Genomic DNA, 26,039 nt, shown 5'->3' with positions numbered 1-26,039 from the left:
TGGGAAAGCCCGCTAGGGCGGGCTTATAGAAACAGCGGTACCTCTAGACGGAGGTACCGCTCGGTCGAGGCGCTAGCGCTCCTGCTTTTGCATCTCGAACTTGTCCGAGTCGTCCTGCTGCAGCCGCTCGTAGTGGATCTGCAGCAGCGAGAGTTTGCTGCCCGCCTCTTCGCCCTGGGCGACCAGTCCCGACAGCATCAGATGGGTCTTGCGGATACGCGGAGAGTAGTGGTCGAACTGGATATTGCGGGACAGCGTCAGGAACAGATGCTGGCTGGTAGAGTTCAGCCCCTCGCTGGCCGCCTTGGCGATGTCATAGCTGGAGGCGGTAGCGCTTGCGGCGAGCGGGGCAGAACCGTTGAACACCGCCTCGGTATCGGCGTAGCGGCGCGAGAACGCCAGGCGCACATGTTCGCTTCTGGGCAGGGTGTAGATCAGGTCCATCAGGAACAGGGCGCCGGTATTGAAGAAGCTGCGTCCATCCGTGGCCTGGGTGCTGGCGTGGGTCATCAGGAAGTAACCGGCCAGCAGCACCTCGATATACCAGTCGCCCTGACCGACCTGGCGCTTGTAGTCCTGGAGCTCAGAAACATACAGGCAGAACGGCAGCAGGGGGTGAACGCTGTCGTGCTCGCTGGTGATCGCATCCTGAACCTGGTGCAGGTCTAGGCGCTCCAGAATCTCGTTTTTCGCTTCCAGCAGCCAGTCGCGGCCATCCTCGGCCTGGTCAAAGTCGCCGTAGCAGAGTTTACGTCGGCAGGCTTCGGCCAGCAGGCTGTAATAGTAGGGATCGGACGAAGACAGCTCCCAGGTCTCATTCACCGAGGCATGTTTGAACGCCAGGTCGATCGCTTCGAGCAGCTGGTAGATCTGGTCACGGATCTCCTGGTGCAGCATGCCGAGCTTTTCGCTGATGCCGTCGCGGTTCTCTTCCAGCATCTCCTGGATATAGCGGCGGCGGTGATCCTCATCGATAAAGTTCATCAGGCGGAAACGCGAGGAGGTTTCATGGCGCAGGCGGCCGTGGAACGCTTCCTCAAAACGGTTGGCTGCGGAGACCAGGCGGTCGGCGGCGCGGCTGATCTCGAAGTAGTTGTCGATCAGCTGTTCATGCAGCTGTTCGTAATACTGGTGGTCCTGCTGCGACTGCTGTTTCTCGGACAGGTCCTGGGTGCGGCTGGCGATGGAGATCGCCACGTAGGCGCCGGCGAACGCCACCGGTAGACCGATTACCAGGTTGATCGCGTCGCTGATGCCGGACCAGCGACTATAAGGTAACCAGATCCGATATTTCAGGGCCAAGCTTGAGTACCAGCAGCGTCGCCAGGAACAGTACCAGGGCGATACAGAGCGAGTAAAAAATGCCCGAGGTAAAGTTGCGGAACTCCTGGTTCTTGCGTTTTTTCGTCGCCATCTGTTTTATCCGGCCCGGTTGCGTCGCTTGATCTCGACCAGCAGTTCAAGCTGCTGATCCGGCGAGAGCGAGGAGATCTCGTGGGTCAGGTCTGCCTTGTAGTCGATAAACGGCAGTTCGCCCTGTTCCACCGCCGCGCGCACCGCTTCGTCGTTGCCGTCGATATGCATCAGCATGGCGCGCAGGACACGTTTGACCTGGCGTTCGGTGATCTGGGTGTCTTCCAGCGGCAGGTCGACCAGCATGCGGATCTCGCCGTCGCGATGGTCATAGTCGTAGAAGCAGAGTTTCTTCTCGAAGGTTTTGCGGATCGCCACTTCAAAGAAGGCGCGGCGGAAGTGCGGATTGACGCAGCTGTAGAGCCTGGGCACCACGATTTTTATCAGTTCGCCTTTTTCCTGCACGTTGAACACGAAGGTCACCACCGAATCGCCATCGGCGTCGCGGTAGGTTTTGGTCGGAAAGGAGGAGAACAGATAGCCTTCGACACTGTCCGGGTTATCCTGGCGTGATTCATACTTCCAGCCGATCGACTGGAACAGCGCTTCCAGCTCCTTTAGCGTTGTAGCCAAAGCTTATTCCTCATTCTGCAAAAACCGGGGAGTCCAACCGACTCCCTTTGAATTCCAATCCCGTGGCTTAGATGCCGGTGCCGTCTTCCAGGGCGCGCAGCTGGGCCAGCAGCTCCTGGCGCTTCTGTTCCACTGGATCGACGCTCTCTTCACCGAAGCCGAGAATCTCTTTCATTTCGGGGATCAGTTTTGCGCTGTTGGTCAGGACCGACAACATGCGGACGAACTGTTTCTTGGTCAGGTCGCCATCTTCGATCACGTGGCCGATGGAGATATGGTGGTCGTGATCATCCGGGTCATATTCCCAGGCGCCTGTTTTGGTGCTGTAGTTCTGGTTCAGCATCCAGGTGAGCAGGTTTGCGCGCTTTTCCGGGTCTGCTGTTTCCACCAGGCCGTCGAGGTGCTTGATGGTACGCATCTGCAGGAACTCGCCCTCTTCCATCAGACGAATAACGATCACGATCTTGTTGCCCTCGCTGGAAAAGCCAACAGCAAGGGTGTTTTCATCACGCTCGTCGTAGTTGAGCTCAACTTCATCCAGGTACTGCTTGATCTTGGCAAGGCTGATGGCCATGTCCGGTTTACTCCATGAGTTGTTTGAGAGTCGCAGCGTCGATGACTTCATCGCGCAGCACCTGCTGGGCGACGCGCTCGATCTGCTGCCAGTGAGTTGCAACCAGTGAGGCGGTGGTGCGGGTGGCCTCATCCAGCCAGAGCTTGATCCGTTCTTCGACCTGGGCGGCGAAAGGCAGGCGTTGCAGGTGCTGTTTCAGTTCGGGAATAGCAAGGTTGTAGAGCGCCTCATCCATGCCCCATTCGGCGATGGCCAGCCAGGCATAATGGGCCGCCTGCTTGAGGTCGCCGGAGGCGCCACTATCGAGTCCCTGTTCACCAAAACGGCGGATCTGTGCTGCACGTCCGGCCAGGGCGACGCAGGTCAGGTTGAACATGAAGTTGCGCGTGTAATCGTGCTGCTGCTCGTTGTCGTAGGACACCATGCCGAGGAAGTTGGCGCGGGCGACAACGGTGACCTGTTCGATACGCCGTTCCGGCAACAACACCCGTGACATCACCGCGTGTGCCGCTTCGTGGTAAGCGGTTTCCTGCAAATGGTGATGACCATCCTCCAGGTTTAGTGGCGCGCCATATTTCTGGGTGTTGATCTGCTCGATGATCAGCTCGGCGTCGATCAACTCGATGCCATCACGCAGGGCTAGCAGCACCACCTCGCGATTGACCTTTTCCAGGTCTGCGCCGCTGAAACCGGCGGTCAGCATCACCAGCTGATCCAGGTCCTCCTGGTTGCTGAACAGCGGCCGGTCCAGCATGCGCTGAATAAACCAGCGGCGTGCCTCTTTATCCAGTTGGGGTACTTCAAAATGCAGGTCGATACGACCGGAGCGCAGCAGTGCCGGGTCGATCAGCTCCTTGCGGTTGGTTGCCGCGATAATGAAGATATCGTCGCCACCTGCAAAGCCATCGATCTCGATCAGCATCCGGTTGACCAGCGCATCGGCCTGGGCGCCGGCGGTGCCGCGGCGCGGCAGGGCGTCGATCTCGTCGATAAAGATGATCGCTGGCGCGTACTCCCGCGCCCGGGTGAACAGCTTACGGATAAACGCTTCATTCAGCAGGTCGTTACCGGCACAGGCGATAAATGGCAGTTCCGCCTCATGGGCAAATGCCTTGGCCAGCATCGTCTTGCCGGTGCCGGGAACGCCGTGCAGCAGCATGCCGCGCGGCACGCTGACGTTCTGCGCCTTGAGCTGTTCGCGCCGGGTGATCAGCTTGACCGTTTCACTCAGGCGCGCCTTGATCTGGGCGTGACCGGCAATCTGGGAGAAGGAAACTTCCGGCAGATCCACCTGGATACCCGAGGCATCAAGGAAATCCTCACCCCGTGCCAGCTTTTCGATCCGCACATCGGTGAGAGTGACATGCAACTGGGCGCCTTCAAGTGCCAGCTGATGACGGAAGTAAACACGCTGATGTTTGGTGGCCAACTGCTGGGGCAGGCGTTGCATATCCTGGGATTGCAAAAACTCCTGGGCGTCGCTGCCGATAGTCAGAACGACGCTGTCCACTGCAACATCCGCATGGGCCAGCAGGTAGTCGGTGATCGGATCGTACACCTGATCGCAAAGCCGTGATTTCACGGCGCGGGTATCAAACTCCGGGGCGAAGCCGAGCACCAGCAGTTTTGCCAGCAGGTCTAGCTGCTGGAACTCAACCATCAGTCCCAGCTTTTCCTGGAAGGATTTACGCTCCAGCTGGATCTGTTCCTGGGCTATCCGGGCGAGGGCGTCGATGCTTAGTCGGTTGAAGAGAATGATGCTGCCCTGGGCCAGGCGGGACAGCATCTCCGGCGGGATGGCCGCAACCTGGTGGCCATCCTCGATCTTGGTTTCCTGGCGGATCGCCTGCAGCAGATGTTCCCGTGCCTGGTGTGGCTGGCGGCGGGCCTGCTCGGCGAAGGCGCGGTTGGAGTAGATGCTACTGCCCAGGTTGGAGGTGAACACCACAATCGTCTGGCGGAAGTCGATCTCTTCGCCGGTGTACTCATCGCGCAGGCGACCTTCCGACAGCATCCGTAGCAGCGCCGTCTGTACTTTAGTGTGCGACTTTTCTATCTCATCAAACACCAGGATAGAGCGCGGGTTCTGTTTGACGAAATCAGTCAGTTGGCCGCTAGTGGCATCGGAGAAACCCTTGCGCAGGCCGACCAGGCCAAAGCTTTCCTTTTCGGAGGAGAACTGCGTCATATCGAAGGCTCGGAGTGCGTACCCCTGAAGTCCCTGGCCGATCAGTTGCGCCATGTAGGTCTTGCCGGTGGCGGCGGGTCCCAGAAACGAGAAGATCGCGTTAGGGCGCTCGCTGAGCTCGCTCCAGTTCATCCGCATCACCGCGTCACTGACCGCCTCTATGGCTGCATCCTGGTCGAAAATACGGCTGCTTAACAGGGCGCGCAGCTCCGCCACGCCGGCGACCACCTCATGGTAGCGGCCTTTGCGCTGGTTCAGGTCTACATAGGGTTCGGTGATCTGGCTGGAAAGATCCAGACCCTGCTGTTTGAAACGTTCCAGCAGAGCGATCACATCCGGCGAGTAAGGTAAGCGCGGCAGGGCAGCGGCTTTTTCAAGCTGTGCGGTGGTGAAATGCTCGCTGCGCTGAATATCGACAGACAGATTCAGTCCATCGCAGAGGCGGCTGAAATCGGTGTCGGAGACGGGTTGGAGGTACTGAAGTGCGGTGCGAAGATGATCAAGCCTGATCGAGTCGTCCTTCAACTCCACAGCGAGCAATTTGCCGCCCAGAAGCATGTTTCGCATTGGTGGATATCCCTACTGCTATCGGCTTAACCGAATAGCACCCGGCTGGTTTCGCGCGATGGAAAGCAACAGGTACTTCTTGTTTATGTTTCAAAAGGCGGACAATTGCTAGAAATATACTGAAATGTCAGTGACATGGGAACATGGAGGGGCGAGGACAAAAGGATTTGCATTAGAAAGGCCGAATTTTGATCGGCGGGGTAAGCAAAGGATCGCCTGAGGAACTCCCGACGGGCTGAGAAACTACTGAACTCACAGGGACGAGCCTTGGTGGAAGATCTTACCGTTGTCAGAGATTCATACTGTGGCGCTGAACCTGGCCGTGTTCGCGGACCAGCATTTCTGCACGAGACCCTTCGCCGCGACGCAGCGCTTCAACGATAAAGTGGTGTTGTCGGTGCGCGTATATCAGGTCGTCATGCACCAGCTTCAGGTCAGAAGAGCTGAACACCATCTGTAGCGGTGACGCGAAGGGGACCACATTGCAGCGGTTTACCAACTCTGCCAGCAGTGGTGTATCCGACCCCTCGATAATCAACTGATGGAAGCGGTCGTTCATTTCGCCATAGGCGTTTTCTTCCGCTTCATGGATCTCCTTACTGGCGACGATGGCGTCGCCACTGTCGAGACAATCCTGAAACGCACTGTCCAACTCCTGGGATAGCCCCTTATCGGCAATCATCCGTGCGGCCATCCCTTCAAGTAGCGTGCGTGTCTCTAATGCCGCGCGGCACTCCTCCTTGGTAAAGGTTCGCACCGCATAGCCGCGTTTGCCGGCGGCGATCAGCAGTCCGTCCTTGGCCAGTCTCGGCAGAGCCTGGCGGATCGGGGTCCGTGAGAGCCCTAGCCTCTCTGCCAATGCGGCCTCGGTTATACGTTCGCCCGGCGCCAGTTCGCCCCTGAGTATCAACTCACGAATCTTCGCGGCTGCGATGGAGTGCAGCTTCGCTGGGGTGGCTTGAGACATGAAACGTGGCTCCTGGGGTTGGTGCTCGGGCTGTTATCGGGGCGGTTGATTACCCCACAGTTGGGATCCCAAAGCAATATCTTACGGCGCATAAGTTGACAGTTCGGCGATGTGAAATCTAATATGGGATCCCAAATAAGCGGTAAAGCTTCCTGAAAAGGCTGTTTAAGCCAGCTTGGGATCCTAATTATAAGAACGTCAAAGTTGGAGCTGCACCTTATGAACACCCCGCTACTACAGGTCAAAGTGGTTGGGATACGCCATCTCACTCCCCGTATCAGCGAATACCTGCTCGAATCCATCGACGGCAATCCCCTGCCGAAATATGACGCTGGTGCCCACATTGAACTTCACCTGGAAGCGCCCGAACTGGGTCGCTTCGTGCGCCATTACTCGCTGATCGGCGGCGACCGGATGGTGAAGGATCCTGCCAACCGATATCGCATTGCCGTGCAGCGGGAGGATCGCGCCAGAGGGTCGGCCTTTATCCATGAGCATTTGGAGAAGGGGACAGAGTTGAGTATCTCCTGGCCGAAGAACCACTTTGTCCTTGGACACAACGATTCCCAGATACTGCTGATTGCCGGCGGTATAGGGATCACACCGATCTACTCCATGCTGCAGAGCCTGGCCCGTCGGGGGCGAGATTACGCCTTTGTCTACTCCGGGCGTACCGAAGAGAGCATGGCGTACCTTGAGGAAACCCTTGCTCTGGCTGGCGAACGTGGCGAGCTTCATCTCAGTGGGGAGCCGGCGATCAATCACCTGGACCTCAAGGCGCTGCTGGCTGTGCAGCCGGAGAACTGCATTGCCTATGTCTGTGGCCCTGAGCCGATGGTCAATGCGGCCTACGCCGCGGCTGCCGAGCTGGGCTGGCCGGAAGAGAGAATTCGCAGCGAGCGCTTTGGTGTGGCTGCAGCTGCTGAAGATCAGGCGTTCGAAGTTGTACTCGAGCACTCGGAGATACGTGTGGCCGTAGGTCGCAATACCTCGATTTTGGACGCCGCCGAGGCCGCAGGTTTGAACCTGCTGTCCGACTGTCGTCGCGGCGAGTGCGGGCTCTGCTCCTTGCCGGTTCTCAGCTCGTCCGCCCCCATCGATCACCGTGACCGATATCTCTCCGATGAAGAGAAAGCGAGCGGCGATGCCATCTGTTTATGCGTATCGCGACTTCAGGGTGGAACCCTGGTTATTGACGCCTGAATAAAGCAGGAGTGAAAGATGACTGTTTCAAATGCACAGAACACCCAGGCAGAGCGCCTGATCGCCAGCACTGGATTTGCCGACCCTGAAACCCCGCTGGTGCGTAACTGCTGGTACGTGGCTGCGCGCAGCAGTGAGGTCAGCCGTGAGGTGATCAGCCGTCGTTTGCTTGGCGTTGATGTCGCTATGTACCGCACCCTGGATGGACGCCCTGTGGCAGTGCGTAACCGCTGTCCGCACCGCTCTTTTCCGCTGGCCAAGGGAAAACTGGAAGGGGATATCCTGGTCTGCGGTTATCACGGTATGCAGTTCGATCCCTCCGGTCGTTGCGTCAATATGCCGTCAATGCCGCTAACCCCGTCCAATGCCAATGTGCGCGGTTATCCCATGGTCGAGAAGGGACCGCTGATCTGGATCTGGATGGGCGACAAGGATCTGGCCGACGAAAGCAAGGTACCCGATACGCACTGGCTTGAGGGGCGTGAGTTCAAGAGCGTGACCGGCTATTACCACATGAAGTCGGACTATGTGGCGATGCACGAGAATCTGCTGGACCAGACCCACTTTCCGTTTCTCCATCCGGGCACGGTGGGGACGCCGGAATATGCGCGCTCCAAACTAAAGGTGCGGGAGGAGGGCGATCAGGTTGTGATCGACCGTGAGCTGAAGAACTCTGCACCGCCAGGAATTTACGGTATTCCCGCAGGGATCATGGAAAAGAAAGTGGACCGTCTGTCCGAGGCGCGTTTCGTCTCACCGGCGATGCATGTGGCCTTTGCCCAGATTATCGATCATGACCCGGCAGAGGGAGCGCCAGGGAAATACCGCTTCAATATTACGCACCTGATCACTCCGGAAACCAATCACAGCATCCATTACTGGTGGTTTAACTCTCGCGACTTCAAGCATGAGGATGCACAGGCAGATGAGTTTCTGAAGTCCGCCTCCGAGCAGGCCTACCTGGAGGATGTAGAAGCGCTGGAGTGGATTCTGGAGGTCGTTACCAGTGATACCGAGGCGCAGAAAGACCTGAACTTTGCGCCGGATAAACCGGGGCTCTTCATGCGTCGCAACCTGCACAACCTGGCGGCGGAAGAGCAAAGCGCCTGCTACCACGAAGAAAGCCTCCACTGCGGTTAATCCCCTTGTTCCCCGAACCGGCGTCAGTTGTTCCCCAAAGCGTCGGTACGGAACAAAGGCAAAATAAGAGTAATAACAATGAGTACATCTAACCCAACTTTTCCGCTGAATGCCTGGTACGTGGCTGCCTGGGATGCTGAAGTCGGAAGAACGTTGCTGGCGAGAACCATCTGCAATAAGGAAATGGTGTTCTATCGGCGGCTGAATGGAACCCCCGTAGCACTGGCCGATGCCTGCTGGCACCGCTTGCTGCCTCTTTCCGTTGGCCGCCTGGAAGGTGATGAAGTTGTCTGTGGCTACCATGGTCTCAAGTTCAACGATGCCGGGCGCTGCACCCATATGCCCTCGCAGGAGACACTGAATCCTTCCGCCTGTGTGCACTCCTTCCCGGTGGTTGAACGTCACCGTTTTGTCTGGGTTTGGCCGGGCGATCCTTCCAAGGCAGATCCCGCGCTGATTCCTGATCTTGGCTGGTTCGATGATCCGGCCTGGGCGGGCGATGGCCGCATGACGGAGGTCGCTGCAGACTATCGACTGGTGATCGATAACCTGATGGATCTGACCCATGAAACCTATGTGCATGCCTCGAGTATCGGTAATGAGGCCCTGGCCGAGGCACCCTTCGAGCCCAGCCATGGTGAGCGCACCGCGACGATCACCCGCTGGGTACTGAACGAAGAGGCTCCTGCATTCTGGGCGGCCCAGTTGAACAAGCCGGGCCCCGTGGATCGCTGGCAGTACATTCACTTCCTGGCGCCTGCCACCATTGTGCTTGACGTGGGCGTCGCGCCGGCAGGAACAGGTGCGCCGGAGGGAGATCGGAGTGAGGGTGTGAGCATGTGGGTTGTGCATATACCCACGCCCTCCACCGAAAAGAGCTGTTACTACTTCTGGTGTCATCTGCGTAACTATCGGGTCGGCGAGCAGGGTTTGACACGTCGAATCATGGAAGCGGCGGTGGGTATCCTGCGTGAGGACGAGGATGTAATCGAGGCGCAGCAGCGGGCTATCGACAAGAATCCAGGACGTGATTTCAACAACCTGAATATCGATGCCGGCTCCCTCTGGGCCCGCCGCCGTATCAACGACATGATCGTCAAAGAAAATCCGCAGCAGATTCCCGCTGTGTCGGTGGAGTAAGGAGTGCGTTATGCGAAATCTCAGTGTCTGGCACGAAGCGCAGGTGATCGGCATACAGAACATCACTCCGACCGTGCGGGAGATCCATCTGCAGCCGGCAGCCATGGAGTCGGCACAGCCCGGCTCCCATATCAATGTAAAGGTGATGATCGATGACCGGCCGGACCACCGCTCCTATTCAGTGGTGCGGCAACTGGATAATGGTGGCCTGGTTATCGCGGTAAAGCAGCTGCCCGACAGCCGCGGCGGTTCCCGTTACATGTGGACGTTAGAGCCGGGTGCGCGGGTCAGCGTCACCCCTGCTGCCTGCGACTTTGAGCTCTCCTACGGTGCTCCTGAGTATCTGCTTATTGCTGGCGGGATCGGTATCACGCCTATCTTTGCCATGGCCCGTGCTCTGGCTTCTCGTGGCGAAAAGGTACGCATGCTCTACGCGGCTCGCAGCCGGGAAGAGTTAGCCTACGCCGAAGAGCTCAGAGCGCTTCTGGACGATAGCGTTCAGCTGTTTACCGATGCCGATGGCACCCATATGGATATCGCTGCCGAAATTGAAAACCTGCATCCGAAGGGCGAGCTCTACATCTGTGGACCCTTGGGGCTCATGGAAGCCGTGCGTGGACAATGGCGGGCTCAGGGGCGAGAGCCCGCAGGGCTTCACTATGAGACCTTCGGCTCCAGTGGTCGTCACCCGTCGGGGCCCTTTACGGTGAAGGTTCCTCGGCTGGGATTGGAGGTCAACGTGCCTAAGGATCGCTCGATTCTGGATGTGCTGACCGAGGCGGGTGTTGAGGTGCTGTCTGACTGTCGCCGTGGCGAGTGTGGTCTGTGTGCTATGGATGTGACTTCTATAAACGGTGAGATTGATCACCGTGATGTGTTCTTTAGCGAAGAACAGCACAGCGAAAACAAACAGCTTTGTACCTGTGTCTCGCGTTTGGTCAGCGGATCGATAGCGGTAGACCCGGCCTGGAAAGGAGATCCGGAGCTGCGTAAGTAATCCGCCGGTCGGTCGTCGCAACGGAGGACGATGATGAGTTCATCGTCTTCCGTCCTTATTTGTTGATATCCACAATAATTTAATTTCCCTAAATTTTAGCGTTTAGACTTCTTTCAGTAGCGCAAATTTCCCTACGATATTTTTATCGCATTTTAGATGAACTTTTTCGCAATAGAGGTTGATGTGGGTAACGTCTCGTGACAGTATGTTACCCAGGTTAACAGTAATCATGGTTTACTTAAAAAACTGTGCTGGTTTTTATTGTTTGAATGGAGTTTTTATCCATTTGATAAAGTGATTTTTTATTTTTATTAAATAAAAAATATTCGATTTATAGCTTGGAGGTTAGGGCTAAATAATAACCGCAAAAAAACATCAAAATTGCAAGTAAAACCACGAATAAAAATAATGAGGTTAGAATGCATATCAAAAGCAAACTGGCTGCTGCTGTCATGGCGGCTTCTATGGCTGGCCAGGTTTCGGCAATGGAACTGGGCGAATTCAATGGCACCAGCCTTTCCATCGGTGGCTATGTCAAAGCCGAAGGGGTTTTCACCCAACCCGATGATGGCGATAACTCCTTCGATGGCAGCGTTCGGCAGACACGATTGAACTTTGCCATGAAGCGCGATATCGAGGGTCATAAGGTTATCGGCTTCATAGAAGGGGACTTCTGGGATAACAACACCGAAGAGGATAGCTCCTACGCTTTGCGTCTTCGGCATGCTTATATCAACGTGGATAACCTGACGATCGGTCAAACCTGGAACGGGCAGTTCTGGTCGGTGGTACCTGTCGATGTGGGGGCGATCAACTTTTTCGGCAGCGGTAACGGTACCTTCGTCGGCAGTGGCTCAGAGCTCAGGCCGGACCTGGTGATGCACTATTCCCTGGGTGGCGCCCGTTTCACTCTCCAACAACCCTACTATGACGACGCGGATGTTCCTGACCTGGTAGCGGCTTACACCTGGCGCACTGAAGGCGGGCACGTCTTCAACGTCGCTATGAGCGGACGTGAAGTCGAAACCGGAGTTGATGACTCCGATTACGGTGTGGCGCTGGCGGCAGGTGCCAAATTCAAGTTTGGTAATACCGACGTCTCGATTAACGGTTTCAGCGGTAAGGGGGCGGGTGCGTATTCCGGCTGGGGTTATAACGGTGCCAAGGGCTCCTTAACTTCAGATGTGAACGCAGACGGTGACATGATTACCGTTACCGGTTTCTCGGCGGGCGTGGCTCATCAGTTTACCGACAAGCTGAAGGGAATTGTGCGCTACGGCCAGGTCACCGCTGACGAGTTTGACAAGGCGGCTGCGTTTACCGATGACGACACGCTCAAGTCCACCAATGTGACGCTGATCTACAGCTATCTGCCGCAGTTGGACTTTGGTATCGAGTGGCGTGATCTGAATACGGCAACCCGTCCGCCCACTTCCGCGTCCTCCTCGTTGAGACCTGCAGGTACTCAGGTTGAACTGATGGCCATGTACAAATTCTGAGTAGAAATACCGAGTTGGTCCCACCGGTACTAGGCCGGTCCTCAAGGCGCTTTGCAGGTTTGTGAAGCGCTTTTTTTGTGCCTGTTATATAGCGAATGCTGTTGTGATACTCGGCTGAGGGCGGGGAGGTCTGTTAAAGGCGATGATGAAAAAAGAGAGGAGGTTATCCTCTCAAAGACCTCGCAGGCGAAGGGTGAAATGTTAATGCGGGGGTTGAGAAGAGGGGCGCCAGCCGGATGACTGGCGCTGGTGTTCAGGCGGCGACTGAACCGTGGGGATCGATAACAAACTTGGTGGCCGCACCACCATCGAAATCGGCATATCCCTGGGGGGCCTGGTCGAGCGTAATCATCTTCACGTTGACAGCGTCGGCGATATTGACCTTGCCAAACAGGATCGCCTGCATCAGCGGACGGTGGTACTTCATCACCGGGCACTGGCCTGTGTGGAAACTGTGGGATTTTGCCCAGCCGAGACCAAAGCGCATGCTCAGGGCGCCCTCTTTGGCAGCCTCATCAACGGCGCCTGGATCCTCGGTGACATAGAGGCCCGGGATACCTATCTCGCCACCGGCACGTGTTAACTGCATGGCAGAGTTAAGTACGGTGGCCGGTGCTTCTTTACCGTGGTTACAGCCGCAGGCGTGGGCTTCAAAGCCAACACAGTCTACAAACGCATCGACTTCGCGCTCGCCAAGGATCGCTTCTACCTTATCCGCCATATCGCCCTCTTCGGTGAGGTCGATGGTTTCACAGCCGAAGCTGCGTGCCTGGGCCAGGCGGGATTCATTCATATCACCGACGATGACGCAGGCTGCGCCAAGCAGCTGAGCGGAAACTGCCGCCGCCAGGCCCACGGGGCCGGCTCCTGCGATGTAAACAGTAGATCCCGGCCCAACGCCCGCGGTTACGCAGCCGTGAAAGCCAGTCGGGAAAATATCGGAGAGTAGCGTCAGGTCCTGGATCTTCTCCATCGCCTGGTCTGAATCCGGAAACTTCAGCAGGTTGAAATCGGCATAGGGCACCATGACGTATTCGGTTTGACCGCCGACCCAGCCACCCATGTCGACATAGCCGTAGGCTGCGCCAGGACGTGCCGGATTGACGTTTAGGCAGATCCCGGTTTTGCCCTCTTTACAGTTGCGGCAGCGGCCGCAGGCGATATTGAAGGGTACGGATACCAGGTCGCCGGGCTTGATGAACTCCACGTCGCGTCCACATTCCACCACCAGGCCGGTGATCTCATGACCCAGCACCAGGCCGGAGGGGGCGGTGGTACGACCGCGGACCATATGCTGGTCGCTACCGCAGATATTGGTGGTGACAACTTTGAGAATAACGCCGTGGTCGCATTTTCTGCCGCCAATCTCAAGTTTGGGATAAGGAATATTTTCGACAGCGACTTCGCCTGGGCCTTTGTAAACGACACCTCGATTCGAATGAGAGTGACTCATTGCTTTTCCTCTAATATTTATTGGTTTGATGCCTGAAGGTAAGGGGAAATATTGATTTCCATCTGAAAAAATACGCTTTGATTTTTCCAATGACCAATACGGAATGGTCAATAAGGTATACGTTTTTTTAATTGGTTTATTTAAGGTTTATTTTTTAGGTTAATTTGTCGATATGATCGAATTAATTAAGTTTTAACCAAAAATTAATTATTAATGATGGATTCTGAATTTGTATTCTTTTCAGGCAGCTGATTATCGGTTAGAGGGGGGCAGATTGAAACGAACGGGTAGGTGGATAAGGGGCTTGTCGTTTTAGTGGATTTCGAGCGACTGGAGTCTGGCAGCCAGACAGCTGACGGAGCAGGCACCGTCAGCTGAGTGTCATTCGTGGCTAGGTTTGTGGCTGGGTGTCGGGCGAAATCATCTTTTCCAGCAGGGTGATCAGTTGTTCCCGCTCGGTATCGTTGAGGTTCGAGGCCAGCAGCGTCTCGTACTTCTGGGTCTGCTTGGCCAGCCAGGAGAGTTCATCCTTGCCTGGCTCTGTGAGGTATAGCGAATAGCTGCGGCGGTCACCTTTCTTGGCTCTGCGCTCAATCAGATTCATCGCCTCCAGTCTGTCTACGACTTTGACGATGCCTGCCCGGCTGATATTGAGCTTTTGAGCGAGGGCTGATTGGGTAATGCCTGCATTATTGCTGATAAACGTCAGAGCGGTGAGTCGGGCCGGCGAGATCGTGTCCTGACCGAAGGATTTGTAAAACAGCTCGTAGGCGTGGACCTGGGCGCGTTTGATCGCGTAACCCAGGGCGCCATTCAGGATGTCGGGCAGATCTTGCGTTGCCTGGCCGCTGGAGGTGCCTTTCTCGTCAGGTTGGGGTTCTCGTGGTGCCACTGGGGCCTCCTTCGGATATTCGATTTATTGGGCGAAGGTATCGCTGCTTGGCTGGAGGGGCGCGGGTCTTTTGTCTCAGGTTACGTCCTGCTCAAGGGCGCGCTGCAACTTTTTCACTCCAGCCTGTTGATGTCCCCATCATACCATGACAATATGCTAACCAGGTTAACAAATAACACGGTTTACAAAAGCCTCCCAAAGTAGCTTTGGTGGGTCGGGTAAGCGGAGAGGTGGTCAGCCCTCTCGGTGACAAGAATAAGAAGCCAGTGTAAGGAGAATAATAATGACCGAACTAACAGTTGGCGCCGAGTCCATGGTGACCGTTGCCATCGATAATGCTATCGCCACTATCACATTGAACCGTCCCGAAAAGCGCAACGCTCTGAGTATGGCCATGGTCACAGAACTGCAGGCGGCGTTTTCAGAACTCCCGGCTACAGTAAAGGCCGTGATCCTGACCGGTGCCGGCAACCACTTTAGTGCCGGGCTGGATCTGTCCGAACTGAAAGAGTCCTCCTCAGGTGAAAACATTGAAGGCTCCATGCTCTGGTACGAGGCTTTCCGTCGAATTCAGTTTGGTCGTGCCCCGGTAATTGCCGTGCTGCATGGCGCCGTGGTGGGTGGTGGCCTGGAACTGGCCTCCGCTCTGCATGTGCGTATTGCCGAAGAGAGCGCATATTTCGGGCTGCCGGAAGGTCAGCGGGGTATTTTCCTTGGCGGCGGTGGCTCGGTCAGAATCACCAAACTTATCGGTTTCTCACGCGTGGCTGAAATGATGCTCACCGGCCATGTGGTGGATGCTAAAGAGGCCCATCAGATAGGCCTGGCCCACTATGTAGTGAAACCGGGCGAGGGTATGAAAAAAGCCCGCGAACTGGCGGAAAAAGTCGCTTCTAACCTGCCGCTTTCCAACTTTGCCATTCTCAATGCCCTGCCGCTGATCGCTGAGCAGCCGATGACCCACGGCCTGTTTACCGAGTCTCTGATGGCGGCGATCACCCAGGATGCTCCTGAGGCGAAAGAGCGGGTCAATGCCTTCCTGGAGAAGCGCGCGAACAAGGTGGTTCCTGACTAAATCCCGATAGATCGATCACAGTTCACTGTAGTTAAACGAACATCATAAAAATAATAGTTGAGGCTCGTTATGAATATGCAGAACAGTGCTGGCGTTGCTGGCCAGCCCTTCCTGGGTGATACTCGACGGGATATCCGTCCCATCTTTAATCCTGAATCCGTTGCCATTATCGGTATGTCCAGCAAGCCTGGTTCCGCTGGACAGGTGGTACTGAATAACCTGATCGACGGAGGCTTCAAGGGCGAGGTTCACCTTGTCGGGCGCAGCGGTGGCATGTTGGGAGATCGCCAGATCCTGACCGATATTGCTGAACTGCCGGAAGGTGTGGAGCTGGCGATTCTGATGCTTCCCTCGGCAGCTGTGCTGGATGCGGTCAAGGCCTGTGTGGCGCGTGGTGTGCGCGGCGCGGTCTGCTTCGCCTCCGGCTTTGCCGAGATGGGTGCCGAAGGTCGTGAACAACAGCGGATTATCGCCGAGACAGCAGCCGCTGGTGGTATGACCCTGCTAGGCCCTAATACGGTTGGTTACTTCAACTACGTTAACGCTTTCTACGTCATGATGGTGGAGCTGCAACTGCCGGCACCACTCGATCCTGAAGAGGGCCCTGCGGTGGCTGTCGTAGCGCAGAGCGGTGGTATCGGGGCGCATATCGCAGCTTCGCTGCGCGCACGTGGCGTGCCGCTCTCCTATATGATGACCACCGGCAACGAGGCCCAGACAGGACTTGCGGATATGGTCAGCTATTTCGCTGCTGACGAATATACCGGAGCCATCGTGGTATATGCCGAGCAGATCCGTTCAGCGCCGGATTTCGTCGCAGCCGTAAAAGAAGCCCGTAGCCGTGGTAAGGGCGTCGTGTTGCTACACCCCGGTCGCAGTGAACGCTCTCAGGAGGCGGCCAAGTCTCATACCGGTGCATTGGCGGGTAACCATGCCGCGATGCAGCTGATGGCGGAATATGCCGGTGTCGCCGTGGTGGATAGCCTGGAAGAGGCGATCGATGTCAGTCAGTTGCTATTGCGCTATCCCACTGCACCGGTCGGTGGAATGGGGCTCGCGACCGCCTCCGGCGCTATCTGCGGCCTGAGCCAGGATTATGTGGAACCTCTTGGCCTGGAGTTGCCGCCGCTGTCGCAAGAGCAGGTTGCAGCTCTCAAGGAGCACCTGCCGGATTTTCTGCCTCCGCGTAACCCGCTTGATCTGGGGACTCTGGTCAGCTTCCAGCCGGACCTGATCGAAACCGGGGTTAAGGCCCTGCTGGCAGACTCCTCGATCGGCAGTGCCATGATATCTATGGCCATGCCGGGGCCGGAGGCCTCGCTGGTCTGGCTGAAATACTACCTGGCGGCGACCGCTGGTAGCGAAAAGCCCGCCATCTTTGTCATGCAGAACGAAGATGTACCGCTTTCCCCTGAGTTTATTGCAGAAGCACGTCGCCATCGTGCCATCGTGATGCGCTCGCCTGAACGCGCTATCCGCGCACTTGCCCGTATTACCCGCTTTGGTCGTCGTCAGGCGATGCAGCAACAGCAGGCAGCTGCACTCAGCCATGAGGCACTGGCCCGGGTTGAGCTTGGTCAAGGTGTACTGCCCGAATGGTCCGGCAAACAGATCCTGCGTGAGCTTTCTATTCCGGTACCGGACGGTGCACTGGCCCGTTCCGCAGACGAAGCGGTGAGCATCGCCTCCGATATCGGCTATCCGGTGGTGATCAAGGCCCAGTCCGCCAAGCTGGCACACAAAAGCGAGGTCGGCGGAGTACTGCTCAATATCGCCGACGAAGCGCAGCTGCGTAACGCCTGGACACAGCTTTACGCCAATGTGCGCAAGGCTGAGCCGGAGCTGGAGCTGGACGGTGCGCTGGTAGAAAAAATGGGCGCGCGCGGACTGGAGCTAGTGGTCGGTGCCAGCCGGGATCCGCAGTGGGGCCCGATCCTGATGGTTGGCCTTGGCGGCGTCTGGGTCGAGGCCCTGGGCGATGTGCAGCTGCTTCCGCCGCAGCTTCCTCGCGAGGCGATTATCGAAAAACTGCACAGCCTGAAAGCTTCCAAACTGCTGAGCGGATTCCGTGGCGAGCCAGCCGTGGATGTGGAAGCGGTGGCCGATGTAGTTGCCAAAGTAGGGCAGTTGATGGTCGAGCGTCCTGAGATCCAGGAGATCGATATCAATCCGCTGGTGGTCTACGCGGACGGTAAAGGCGTCGCCGCGCAGGACGTACTTGTTGTTACTGAATAAGTCATTTTTCACGCAACTGAATTTCTGATTCGTATCAAGGAGTACGTTATGCAGCTTGAAGGAACAGCAGTATTGGTTACCGGTGGCGCATCGGGTCTGGGTGAAGCGACGGCGCGGCACCTGGCCTCCCTGGGGGCTCGTGTCGCCATTCTCGATATTCAGATGGAGCGGGCCGAAACGCTGGCCGCAGAAATCGGCGCCATCGCTATCCGTTGCGATGTTACCGATGCGGACAGTGCCAGCGCCGCGATTGCGCGGGCCAAAGAGGAGCACGGTGTTGCCCGCCTGCTGGTGAACTGTGCTGGTGGCGGAGCCGCGAAGCGGGTGGTGGGCCGTGATGGCCCCATGGCGCTCGAAGATTTTACCAAAGTGATCAACCTGAACCTGGTGGGTAGCTTCAATATGACGCGCCTTGCGGCGGCCGACATGATTGCTGCTGAACCGGACGCCAATGGGGAGCGCGGCCTGGTTCTGCTGACTACCTCTGTTGCGGCTTATGAGGGTCAGATCGGTCAGGCGGCCTATACCGCGGCTAAGGGTGGCTTGAGTGCTCTGCCGATTCAGCTGGCGCGGGAGTTTGCCCAGTTCGGCGTTCGCGCCATGGGCATCGCGCCGGGGATCTTCCATACGCCGTTGCTCGATACGGCCCCGCCTGAAGTGCAAAAGGCGTTGGGTGAATCTATTCCCTTCCCTCACCGGCTGGGGCAGCCGGCAGAGTTCGCTGATCTGGTCGCGCACATAGCGACCAACAGCTACCTGAACGGGGAGGTGATCCGAATTGATGGCGCCACGCGTCTGGCGCCACGCTAAGGAGGAGGTGATCTCATGTTGAAGTTCAATCCACCTTTGCGGGATCTCCAGTTCGTTATTCACGATGTTCTGGCTGGAGCTAACGGGCTAGCCGAGCTGCCCGATTATGAAGACTTTGATGCTGAGACCTTAAATGCGATTGCGGATGAGGCGGGACGTTTCGCTTCCGAGCAGTTGCTGTTGGTCAATGAGCAGGCAGACAGGGTCGGGTGCAGCTGGAGCGAGGGACAGGTAACCATGTCCCCCGGTTTCGCGGACGCATGGAATGCGTATCGTGAACTTGGCTGGCCATCGATGTGCGCTCAGCCATCCGAAGGCGGTCAGGGCTTGCCCAAGCTGGCATTCAGCGTAGTGAGCGAGTTTCTCTGCTCGGCCAGTCATGCGTTCGTGATGATCGCGACGATTAACCACTGTACATCTACCTGTTTGCGCAGCTCCGCCACGGCGGAGTTGCAGGAAAAATGGATTCCGGCGCTGACCAATGGCGAAGTGCTGTCTTCTATGTGCATCACCGAGCCTCAGGCCGGCTCTGATGTAGGCCTGCTCTCCACCAAGGCGGAGCCCGATGGTGAGGGTACCTATCGCTTGAGTGGATCAAAGATCTTCGCCAGCGGCGCAGAGCATGATCTGACGAAAAACATCGTTCACCTGGTACTGGCCCGGATTCCCGGGGCGCCGGCGGGCACTCGCGGGTTAAGCCTGTTCCTGGTGCCAAAGCTGACAGATGGTGGGCAGTCCAACGGCGTCTACTGTGATGGCATAGAGCACAAGATGGGTCTGCACGGCAGCCCAACCTGCTCGCTGCGCTTCGAGAATGCCCAGGGATGGCTGGTTGGCGAAGAAAATGCCGGCTTGAAGGCTATGTTCGCGGTGATGAACGAAGCACGGCTGCTGTCGGGATTACAGGCAGTGGGCATGAGCGAAACCGCCATGCAGAACGCCTGGGAGTACACCCTGGAGCGGCGTCAGGGACGTTCCCCGCAAGGGGAACAGCCCTGCCTGCTGATTGAACATGTTGATGTTCAGCGCATGCTGCTGACACAAAAAGCCTGGACCGAGGCCGGACGCTTCCTGCTGCACTGGACCGCGCTGTTGATGGACCAGGCCGAGTCGCATCCTCAGATTGCCAAGCGTGATGAAGCCGAGGATCTGCTGCCTCTGCTGACCCCCATCGTAAAAGGCTTCCTGTCCGAAAATGCACAGGAGTCGACTTCGCTGGCGCTGCAGCTGTTTGGCGGCCACGGCTATGTCACTGAAACCGGAATCGAACAGCTGGTGCGTGACGTCAGGATCACGACGGTCTATGAAGGCACGACCACGATTCAGGGACAGGATCTTCTGATTCGCAAGGTGCTTTCGGATGGCGGGCGTCGTCTCAATCGACTGCAGACCGCGATTCGACACTGGTTGGATAACCACAGTGGTCGGGCTGAGCTGCTGAACTTCTGCAAGCCCCTGGCGGAAGTCTCCGCCATGGTCGACCGAGTGACTCGTCAACTGATCGATCGATATGCAACCGATCCCACCTCGGTGTTGGGTGCATGTACCGCTTATCTGCGGCTTATGGGTCACCTGGTGTTTGCCTGGGCCTGGGCACGGATGGCAGCGGTTGCTCTGAGTCAGCAGGGTGACGCTGATGATGACTGGTATTCGCTCAAGGTCGAAACGGCACGTTTCTACTTCAATCAGTTATTACCGGAAATCAAAGCGTTAGAACTAGCGATTGCGCATAGCCCGAAAAGTCTTGGGCGTTTGATGGGCGCATCTAACTGCAGTGAGGAGAAACGCCATGAGTCTTAAGGGACAGGCCTATGTCGTCGGCGCGTTCGAACATCCGACAAGGCACGCCGTTGATAAATCGCTGGGACAGCTGCATGCGGAAGCGGCGCTTGGCGCCCTGGATGACGCCGGACTCAGCATTGAAGACGTGGACGGCTATTTCTGTGCCGGTGACGTACCGGGCTGGGAATCCCCGGGGATCGGCCCTCTGTCGGTAGTGGAATACCTGGGGCTGAAGCTGCGCCACCTGGATACGACCGAATCCTGGGGCTCTGCCTATATCAATCACGTTGAACACGCGGCCAGGGCAATCGCCGCCGGCAAGTGCCGGGTTGCACTGATCACCCAGGCGGGGCGGCCGCGGGCGGAAAAATTTTCCCCGGAAGCGAGTCACCTGTTGCAGGCGCAGACTACGGCGGAGTCTCAGTTCGAGCTGCCCTACGGCCCGGTGGTAACCAACGTTTATGGCATGTGCGCGGCAAGACACATGTATGAGCACGGAACCACCTCTGAGCAGCTGGCCTGGATCAAGGTCGCTGCGTCGCATCACGCCCAGCACAACCCCAATGCGGTGCTGCCGAATGTGGTGACCGTGGAGGACGTGATCGAGTCGCCCATTGTGGCGACGCCTCTGCATCGCCTGGATTGCTGTGTCATCAGCGATGGCGGCGGGGCCCTGGTGCTGGCGCATCCAGAGGTGGCCAAGGGGCTCAAGAGGCCGCTGATTACCCCCACGGGGGCGGGTTTTACCGTCAAACATCTAAACGGTGGTTACTTCGATATTCTCGCTTCCGGCGCGGTGCAGACCGGTAAAGAGGCGTTTCAGCAGGCGGGCGTAAGGCCCAGCGATATCCAGTACGCCTCGCTCTACGATAGCTTCACCATCACCGTGCTGGTGCAGCTGGAGAACCTGGGCTTTTGCGAGCCGGGGCAGGGCGGTCGCTTTGTCGCTGATGGTGGTCTGATCTCGGGCGTCGGCAAGCTGCCTTTCAATACCGATGGAGGCGGGCTCTGTAACAACCATCCGGGTAACCGTGGCGGTATGACCAAGCTGATCGAGGCCGTGCGCCAGTTGCGAGGCGAGGCGCACCCGGCCGTTCAGGTTCCCGATTGTCGTCTGGCACTTGCCCATGGCACCGGTGGACAGCTTGGGGCTCGTCACGGCAGCGCAACCCTGATTCTTGAGCGAGAGGACTGATCATGGAAAGTCGTATACCTGCTTCTCCGCAGCCCTGGCCGGAAACCGAGCGTTTTTGGGAGGCCGCCAACCAGGGCCGCTTCATGCTCCAGCGCTGCTGCGATACCGGCAAGGCGTTTTTTTATCCCCGTGCGCACAGCCCTTTCACCGGTCGTAACCACTGTGAGTGGTTCGAGGCCAGCGGCCGCGGGACGCTCTACTCCTTCAGTGTGCTGCCAAGGGCCAAGCCGCCCTACTGCATCGCCTATGTCGAGCTGGAAGAGGGGCCGATTATTCTGACCAATATCGTTGGCGCAGACTTTGATCGCCTGGAGATCGGTCAACCGGTAAAGGTGACCTTCGTCGACAGTGAGAACGGGCAGAAGGTGCCGATGTTTTCACCGGCGGGCTAAAACAGAAAAGAAACAGGAAACCCTCCTGAATGGGCACCCAGCGGGTGCTCTCAGGCTGACTGCGGCCGGAGGTTGGGTTTGCTATTAACTCAGAACACAGATTTCAAAGGTAAAAAGAAAAGAAAAGAGCTGCAAAGCAATCGGTTTCATTCCCCAAGCGTTGGTGTAGGGCGTTTATGCCCGGCGGAACAAATAGAAATATAAAAATAGAGAAGGACGTAACCATGCTGATCAAAAAAACGACTCAAGGTCTTATGCTGGCTTTGGCACTGACTACAGGATTCACTCAGGCAGCCCAGGCCCGGGACCTGCGGCTGGCACCGGGAGTAGTGCAATTTCACCCCGGCTATAACCCCCTCTATACCGAGTTTCAGGCTCAATTGCCGAAGCAGTCGGATGGCAAATTGAACAGCAGAATGCTGGGTGTTGAAGCTGTATCTATCAGCGAAATGCGCACTGGTCTTAGTAGCGGGCTGGTGGATGTGGGGCCGTTCCTGCCGGCTTACTTTCCGGCAGACCTCCCCGAGATGAATCTTGTCGGTGATCTGGCGTTTTTAGGGGATGACCCTCAGGCCATGGGTGCTGCAATGACTGAGTACATCGTTACCTGCGGTGACTGCCAGGCTGAATTGCGCAAACTCGGTATCAGCTATACCAGTTCCTACTCCTCCAATATCTACCATGTGCTCAGTACCAAGCCGATCAAGGATATGGCTGATATGAAAGGGATGCGTCTGCGTGTAGGTGGACCCCAGTTCTCACGTTGGGTTGAAGCCATGGGCGCTACGCCGGTCAGTACACCGGTTACGGAAACCTTCGAGGCGCTTTCTCAGGGCGTCATCGATGGAACGGTGACCTCATCTGCCGATATCGTCTCTTTCCGTCTGGACGATACGGTGGGCTATATCTCCGCCATCAACCTGGGCACTTACCACTCCGTTATTACCCATGCGGTCAACGCGAAAACCTGGAAGTCGCTCAGTGCTGAAGAGCGTAAGGCCATCGCTGTTTCCGCGACAATGAGTGGTGTGTTGGCGACCGATCGCTGGGCTGAAATCTCCGCTGAAGCCGAGCAAAAAGATGTAGAAATCATCGAGCCGAGCGAGGATCTCGTCGCAGCGACCAGTGCCTTTGTTGAGTCGGACCTCGGTGTGGCCGCTGCCCAGGCGGGAGAGCGCTACGGTATCGAAAAAGCCGCTGAAAAGATCGCGCGCTTCCGTCAGCTGGTCGATAAATGGCATGCGATCTCTGAGGAGGCAGCGGGTGATTCTTCCAAGATGGCTGAAGCGGTGAAAAGGGAAGTCTGGGACAAGGTCGATTTCTCTACTTACGGGGTTTGAGACTGAGATAAAAGACGGTGGGCCCTTTTCGAAGGACCGCCGTCTCCCGACACGGGCCAGACAGGAATCATACTATGAGCCTTTTAGTGAAACTGGCGGAGCGCTCTTCGGTCTGCCTCGCGTTGCTCGGCAGCCTGGGCATCCTGGCGATGATGCTGCACATCGTGCTAGATGTGGTGCTGCGAGCAACCCTCTCTGTATCCATACCTTCAACCCTTGAGATCGTTACGCGTTATTACATGGTTACACTGGCGCTGCTGCCCCTGGCGTGGGTGGAGTGGCGCAAGCAGATGATTTTTGTCGAGTCTCTCAGCGGGATGTTCGGCGCCTGTGTGACCAGGTGGCTCGATGCACTGGTGGCTTTGCTTTCGGCGGGGATCTACCTGGTGCTGGTGGTCGCCACCTGGAACAAGGCGGTGGAACAGTACGACATTGGTGCCTATGTGATGTCGCTGGACTTCCCGATGCCGGTCTGGCCCACCTACTTCATTCTTCCGCTGGCCTTTGCTTTAGCCGCGCTGGTGTCTCTGGTGAGGATCCCTTTGATCATCACAAATAACGAAAATTACGACCGGGTATGAGGCGTATGAGGCGGTATTATGGGTGTTGAAATTGGCTTGTATGGACTCCTTTTGCTGCTGGTGCTGTTGGCGCTGCGTGTACCCGTAGCCCTGTCGCTGATCCTGGTCTCCCTGGGTGGTGCCAGCCTGATGTTCGGCACGGATACGGCGATCAGCCTGCTGGCTGCCAAGCCTTATGACTTCGTCGCCAAGTGGACCCTCAGTGCGGTGCCGATGTTCCTGCTGATGGGGTTTGTCTGTTATCACTCCGGGCTTACATCCGGGCTGTTCAATGCCGCCAAGGTAGTATTTCGCTGGCTACCGGGCGGTCTTGCGATCTCCAGTATTTTCGCCAGTTCCGGTTTCGCTGCGGTCTGTGGCTCCAGCGTCGCCTGTGCGGCGGCGATGGGGCGGATCGCGATTCCTGAGATGGTTCGCAGCGGTTACAGACCCAGTTTTGCCTGCGGCACCATCGCGGCGGGCGGCACCATAGGTGCTTTGATCCCGCCGAGTATCCTGATGATCGTTTACGGGGTCTTTGCCCAGGTCTCTATCACCCAGGTTTTTCTTGGTGGTATCACCATCGGTCTGCTGACTGCGGTTAGCTACAGTCTGATCGTGCTGGCGGTCAGCTGGCTGCGACCCGATATTGCACCGCGTCGGGCAGAGGATGTATCCCACTACTCGGTGGCTCAGGCGTTGATCGAGATCTGGCCTGTTATCGTGCTGGGTGTGCTGGTGTTCGGCGGTCTGTTCAGCGGCTTATTTACAGCAACCGAGGCGGGGGCAGTGGGCGCGATGGGGTCTATCCTTATTGCACTGGCGCTGCGCCGGCTGAATATGGCACAGGCGAAAAAGGCGTTTCTCGAGACGCTTTCCACTACCGCATCGCTGATGATCATCGGTGTGGGCGCCAGTATGTTCACGGTATTTCTCAGCCTCAGCGGTGTGGCCGCATACATCTCCACAGCAGTCACGGGCTGGAGCCTCTCCTACCTGGAACTGATGCTGATCGTAGTGCTGATCTACCTGTTCCTGGGGCTTTTCATGGAGCCGTTCGGCGCCATGCTGGTGACGCTGCCGATATTCCTGCCGGTATTTGAGCTCTATGACCTGAGCCTGATCTGGTTTGGTGTGTTGCTGGTCAAGCTGCTGGAGATCGGCATGATCACGCCGCCGGTGGGGATGAATATCTTCGTTATCCGCAGTGTCGCCAGTGAGTACGCCTCGCTGATGGATATCTTCCGCGGTGTCGCGATCTTCCTGGTGGCGGACCTGGCCGTTGTTGCGCTGGTCATTTTTTTCCCCGGTCTCGTCATGTTCCTGGGTGGCAGCTAGCCGCTATTTTTCTCCTCTGCAATGACCCCTGTTGTCCCCTTTGAGACCCGGTGTGCAGCCTCAAAGGGGACATTTTTTCTTTAGGTATCGATCATATGAAAGTGCTTGTTTGTGTAAAACGCGTCATCGACTACAACGTCAAGGTACGTGTAAAGGCCGATAACTCCGACGTGGATCTGGCCAACGTCAAAATGGCACTCAACCCCTTCTGCGAGATCGCGGTTGAAGAAGCGATCCGCCTGAAAGAAGCCGGTATCGCTTCCGAAGTGGTGGTGGTTTCCATCGGCCCGAAAGCGGTGCAGGAACAGCTGCGTACCGCCATGGCACTGGGCGCCGACCGCGCTATCCAGGTTGAGACTGATGATATGCCCCAGCCTTTGAATATAGAGCCGCTGAATGTGGCCAAGCTGCTGGCCAAGGTGGTCGAAGCGGAACAGCCGGGCCTCGTTATCCTCGGCAAGCAGTCCATCGACTCCGACAACAACCAGGTCGGTCAGATGCTGGCGGCTCTGACCGGTCGTCCTCAGGGTACCTTCGCTTCCGCCGTCAAGGTTGAAGGCGAGAAGGCAATGGTGACCCGTGAAGTCGATGGCGGTCTGCGCACCCTGGCGCTGGATCTGCCGGCCATCGTCACCACCGACCTGCGTCTGAACGAGCCGCGCTACGCCAAGCTGCCGGACATCATGAAAGCCAAGCGCAAGCCGCT

At 57.1% G+C, this 26,039-nt stretch carries 23 protein-coding genes; 15 read left to right on the top strand and 8 right to left on the bottom strand.

Going from position 1 to position 26,039, the window contains the following annotated elements; all coding sequences use genetic code 11:
• Positions 1-72: 72 nt before the first annotated feature.
• From C4S72_RS17210 to C4S72_RS17190, 6 genes are all read right to left on the bottom strand, one after another.
• A complete protein-coding gene (locus C4S72_RS17210) occupies positions 73-1,302 on the bottom strand; it encodes a hypothetical protein (protein ID WP_146071920.1) in 1,230 nt (409 codons plus the stop codon).
• Entirely contained in the window at positions 1,268-1,414 is a 147-nt protein-coding gene (locus tag C4S72_RS25795) for a hypothetical protein (RefSeq protein ID WP_160115539.1), read from the bottom strand. The genes C4S72_RS17210 and C4S72_RS25795 overlap by 35 nt, the downstream gene beginning before the upstream one ends.
• 5 nt (positions 1,415-1,419) lie before the next feature.
• Positions 1,420-1,986, bottom strand: a complete 567-nt coding sequence (locus tag C4S72_RS17205) for a hypothetical protein (protein WP_104004428.1) — start codon at positions 1,984-1,986, stop codon at positions 1,420-1,422.
• A 67-nt stretch (positions 1,987-2,053) separates the two neighbouring features.
• Complete coding sequence (locus C4S72_RS17200) at positions 2,054-2,560, bottom strand: hypothetical protein (protein ID WP_104004427.1); 507 nt, start codon at positions 2,558-2,560, stop codon at positions 2,054-2,056.
• A 7-nt stretch (positions 2,561-2,567) separates the two neighbouring features.
• Positions 2,568-5,315 (bottom strand): AAA family ATPase, encoded by a 2,748-nt coding sequence (locus C4S72_RS17195; RefSeq protein ID WP_104004426.1) that lies wholly within the window; start codon positions 5,313-5,315, stop codon positions 2,568-2,570.
• 289 nt (positions 5,316-5,604) lie between these two features.
• Positions 5,605-6,282: a GntR family transcriptional regulator gene (locus C4S72_RS17190; protein ID WP_104004425.1), complete on the bottom strand. Its 678-nt coding sequence runs from the start codon at positions 6,280-6,282 to the stop codon at positions 5,605-5,607.
• A 219-nt stretch (positions 6,283-6,501) separates the two neighbouring features.
• Between C4S72_RS17190 and C4S72_RS17185 the strand changes: the two genes are divergently transcribed.
• The 5 genes from C4S72_RS17185 (at position 6,502) to C4S72_RS17165 (ending at position 12,261) form a co-directional block, all read left to right on the top strand.
• Positions 6,502-7,485, top strand: coding sequence for a PDR/VanB family oxidoreductase (locus C4S72_RS17185; protein WP_104004424.1), 984 nt, complete (start codon positions 6,502-6,504; stop codon positions 7,483-7,485).
• A gap of 18 nt (positions 7,486-7,503) precedes the next feature.
• Positions 7,504-8,625, top strand: coding sequence for an aromatic ring-hydroxylating dioxygenase subunit alpha (locus C4S72_RS17180; RefSeq protein WP_104004423.1), 1,122 nt, complete (start codon positions 7,504-7,506; stop codon positions 8,623-8,625).
• Positions 8,626-8,703: 78 nt separating this feature from the next.
• On the top strand, positions 8,704-9,765 hold the full coding sequence (locus tag C4S72_RS17175; RefSeq protein WP_104004422.1) for an aromatic ring-hydroxylating dioxygenase subunit alpha: 1,062 nt from the start codon (positions 8,704-8,706) through the stop codon (positions 9,763-9,765).
• A 10-nt stretch (positions 9,766-9,775) separates the two neighbouring features.
• Complete coding sequence (locus C4S72_RS17170; protein ID WP_104004421.1) at positions 9,776-10,762, top strand: PDR/VanB family oxidoreductase; 987 nt, start codon at positions 9,776-9,778, stop codon at positions 10,760-10,762.
• Between the two features lie 419 nt (positions 10,763-11,181).
• The gene (locus C4S72_RS17165; RefSeq protein ID WP_104004420.1) at positions 11,182-12,261 is read left to right on the top strand and encodes a hypothetical protein; all 1,080 of its coding nucleotides are present in this window, start codon (positions 11,182-11,184) and stop codon (positions 12,259-12,261) included.
• 253 nt (positions 12,262-12,514) lie between these two features.
• Here C4S72_RS17165 and fdhA read toward each other — a convergent pair whose 3' ends face one another.
• Together fdhA and C4S72_RS17155 are read right to left on the bottom strand one after the other, a co-directional pair.
• Complete coding sequence (gene fdhA / locus C4S72_RS17160; RefSeq protein ID WP_104004419.1) at positions 12,515-13,714, bottom strand: formaldehyde dehydrogenase, glutathione-independent; 1,200 nt, start codon at positions 13,712-13,714, stop codon at positions 12,515-12,517.
• A 391-nt stretch (positions 13,715-14,105) separates the two neighbouring features.
• Positions 14,106-14,606: a MarR family winged helix-turn-helix transcriptional regulator gene (locus tag C4S72_RS17155; protein WP_160115538.1), complete on the bottom strand. Its 501-nt coding sequence runs from the start codon at positions 14,604-14,606 to the stop codon at positions 14,106-14,108.
• Between the two features lie 283 nt (positions 14,607-14,889).
• Between C4S72_RS17155 and C4S72_RS17150 the strand changes: the two genes are divergently transcribed.
• From C4S72_RS17150 to C4S72_RS17105, 10 genes are all read left to right on the top strand, one after another.
• Complete coding sequence (locus tag C4S72_RS17150; protein WP_104004417.1) at positions 14,890-15,681, top strand: crotonase/enoyl-CoA hydratase family protein; 792 nt, start codon at positions 14,890-14,892, stop codon at positions 15,679-15,681.
• 69 nt (positions 15,682-15,750) lie between these two features.
• Positions 15,751-17,916, top strand: a complete 2,166-nt coding sequence (locus tag C4S72_RS17145; protein WP_104004416.1) for an acetate--CoA ligase family protein — start codon at positions 15,751-15,753, stop codon at positions 17,914-17,916.
• Between the two features lie 48 nt (positions 17,917-17,964).
• On the top strand, positions 17,965-18,726 hold the full coding sequence (locus C4S72_RS17140; protein WP_104004415.1) for an SDR family NAD(P)-dependent oxidoreductase: 762 nt from the start codon (positions 17,965-17,967) through the stop codon (positions 18,724-18,726).
• Between the two features lie 15 nt (positions 18,727-18,741).
• A complete protein-coding gene (locus tag C4S72_RS17135; RefSeq protein WP_104004414.1) occupies positions 18,742-20,526 on the top strand; it encodes an acyl-CoA dehydrogenase in 1,785 nt (594 codons plus the stop codon).
• Complete coding sequence (locus tag C4S72_RS17130) at positions 20,516-21,703, top strand: thiolase domain-containing protein (RefSeq protein WP_104004413.1); 1,188 nt, start codon at positions 20,516-20,518, stop codon at positions 21,701-21,703. Before C4S72_RS17135 ends, C4S72_RS17130 begins: the two co-directional genes overlap by 11 nt.
• 2 nt (positions 21,704-21,705) lie before the next feature.
• Positions 21,706-22,095: a Zn-ribbon domain-containing OB-fold protein gene (locus C4S72_RS17125; RefSeq protein WP_104004412.1), complete on the top strand. Its 390-nt coding sequence runs from the start codon at positions 21,706-21,708 to the stop codon at positions 22,093-22,095.
• Between the two features lie 224 nt (positions 22,096-22,319).
• Positions 22,320-23,435, top strand: coding sequence for a C4-dicarboxylate TRAP transporter substrate-binding protein (locus C4S72_RS17120; RefSeq protein ID WP_104004411.1), 1,116 nt, complete (start codon positions 22,320-22,322; stop codon positions 23,433-23,435).
• Between the two features lie 74 nt (positions 23,436-23,509).
• A complete protein-coding gene (locus C4S72_RS17115) occupies positions 23,510-24,016 on the top strand; it encodes a TRAP transporter small permease (RefSeq protein WP_104004410.1) in 507 nt (168 codons plus the stop codon).
• 18 nt (positions 24,017-24,034) lie between these two features.
• The gene (locus C4S72_RS17110) at positions 24,035-25,333 is read left to right on the top strand and encodes a TRAP transporter large permease (RefSeq protein WP_104004409.1); all 1,299 of its coding nucleotides are present in this window, start codon (positions 24,035-24,037) and stop codon (positions 25,331-25,333) included.
• A 95-nt stretch (positions 25,334-25,428) separates the two neighbouring features.
• Positions 25,429-26,039 (top strand): electron transfer flavoprotein subunit beta/FixA family protein (locus tag C4S72_RS17105; protein WP_104004408.1); only part of this gene is annotated, 611 nt, incomplete at its 3' end.

Source organism: Marinobacterium lutimaris (assembly GCF_900108065.1).
GTDB classification, from domain to species: Bacteria; Pseudomonadota; Gammaproteobacteria; order Pseudomonadales; family Balneatricaceae; genus Marinobacterium_D; species Marinobacterium_D lutimaris.
The sequence above is the reverse complement of the archived record's forward strand: the minus strand, read 5'-3'. Positions and strand labels throughout refer to the sequence as shown.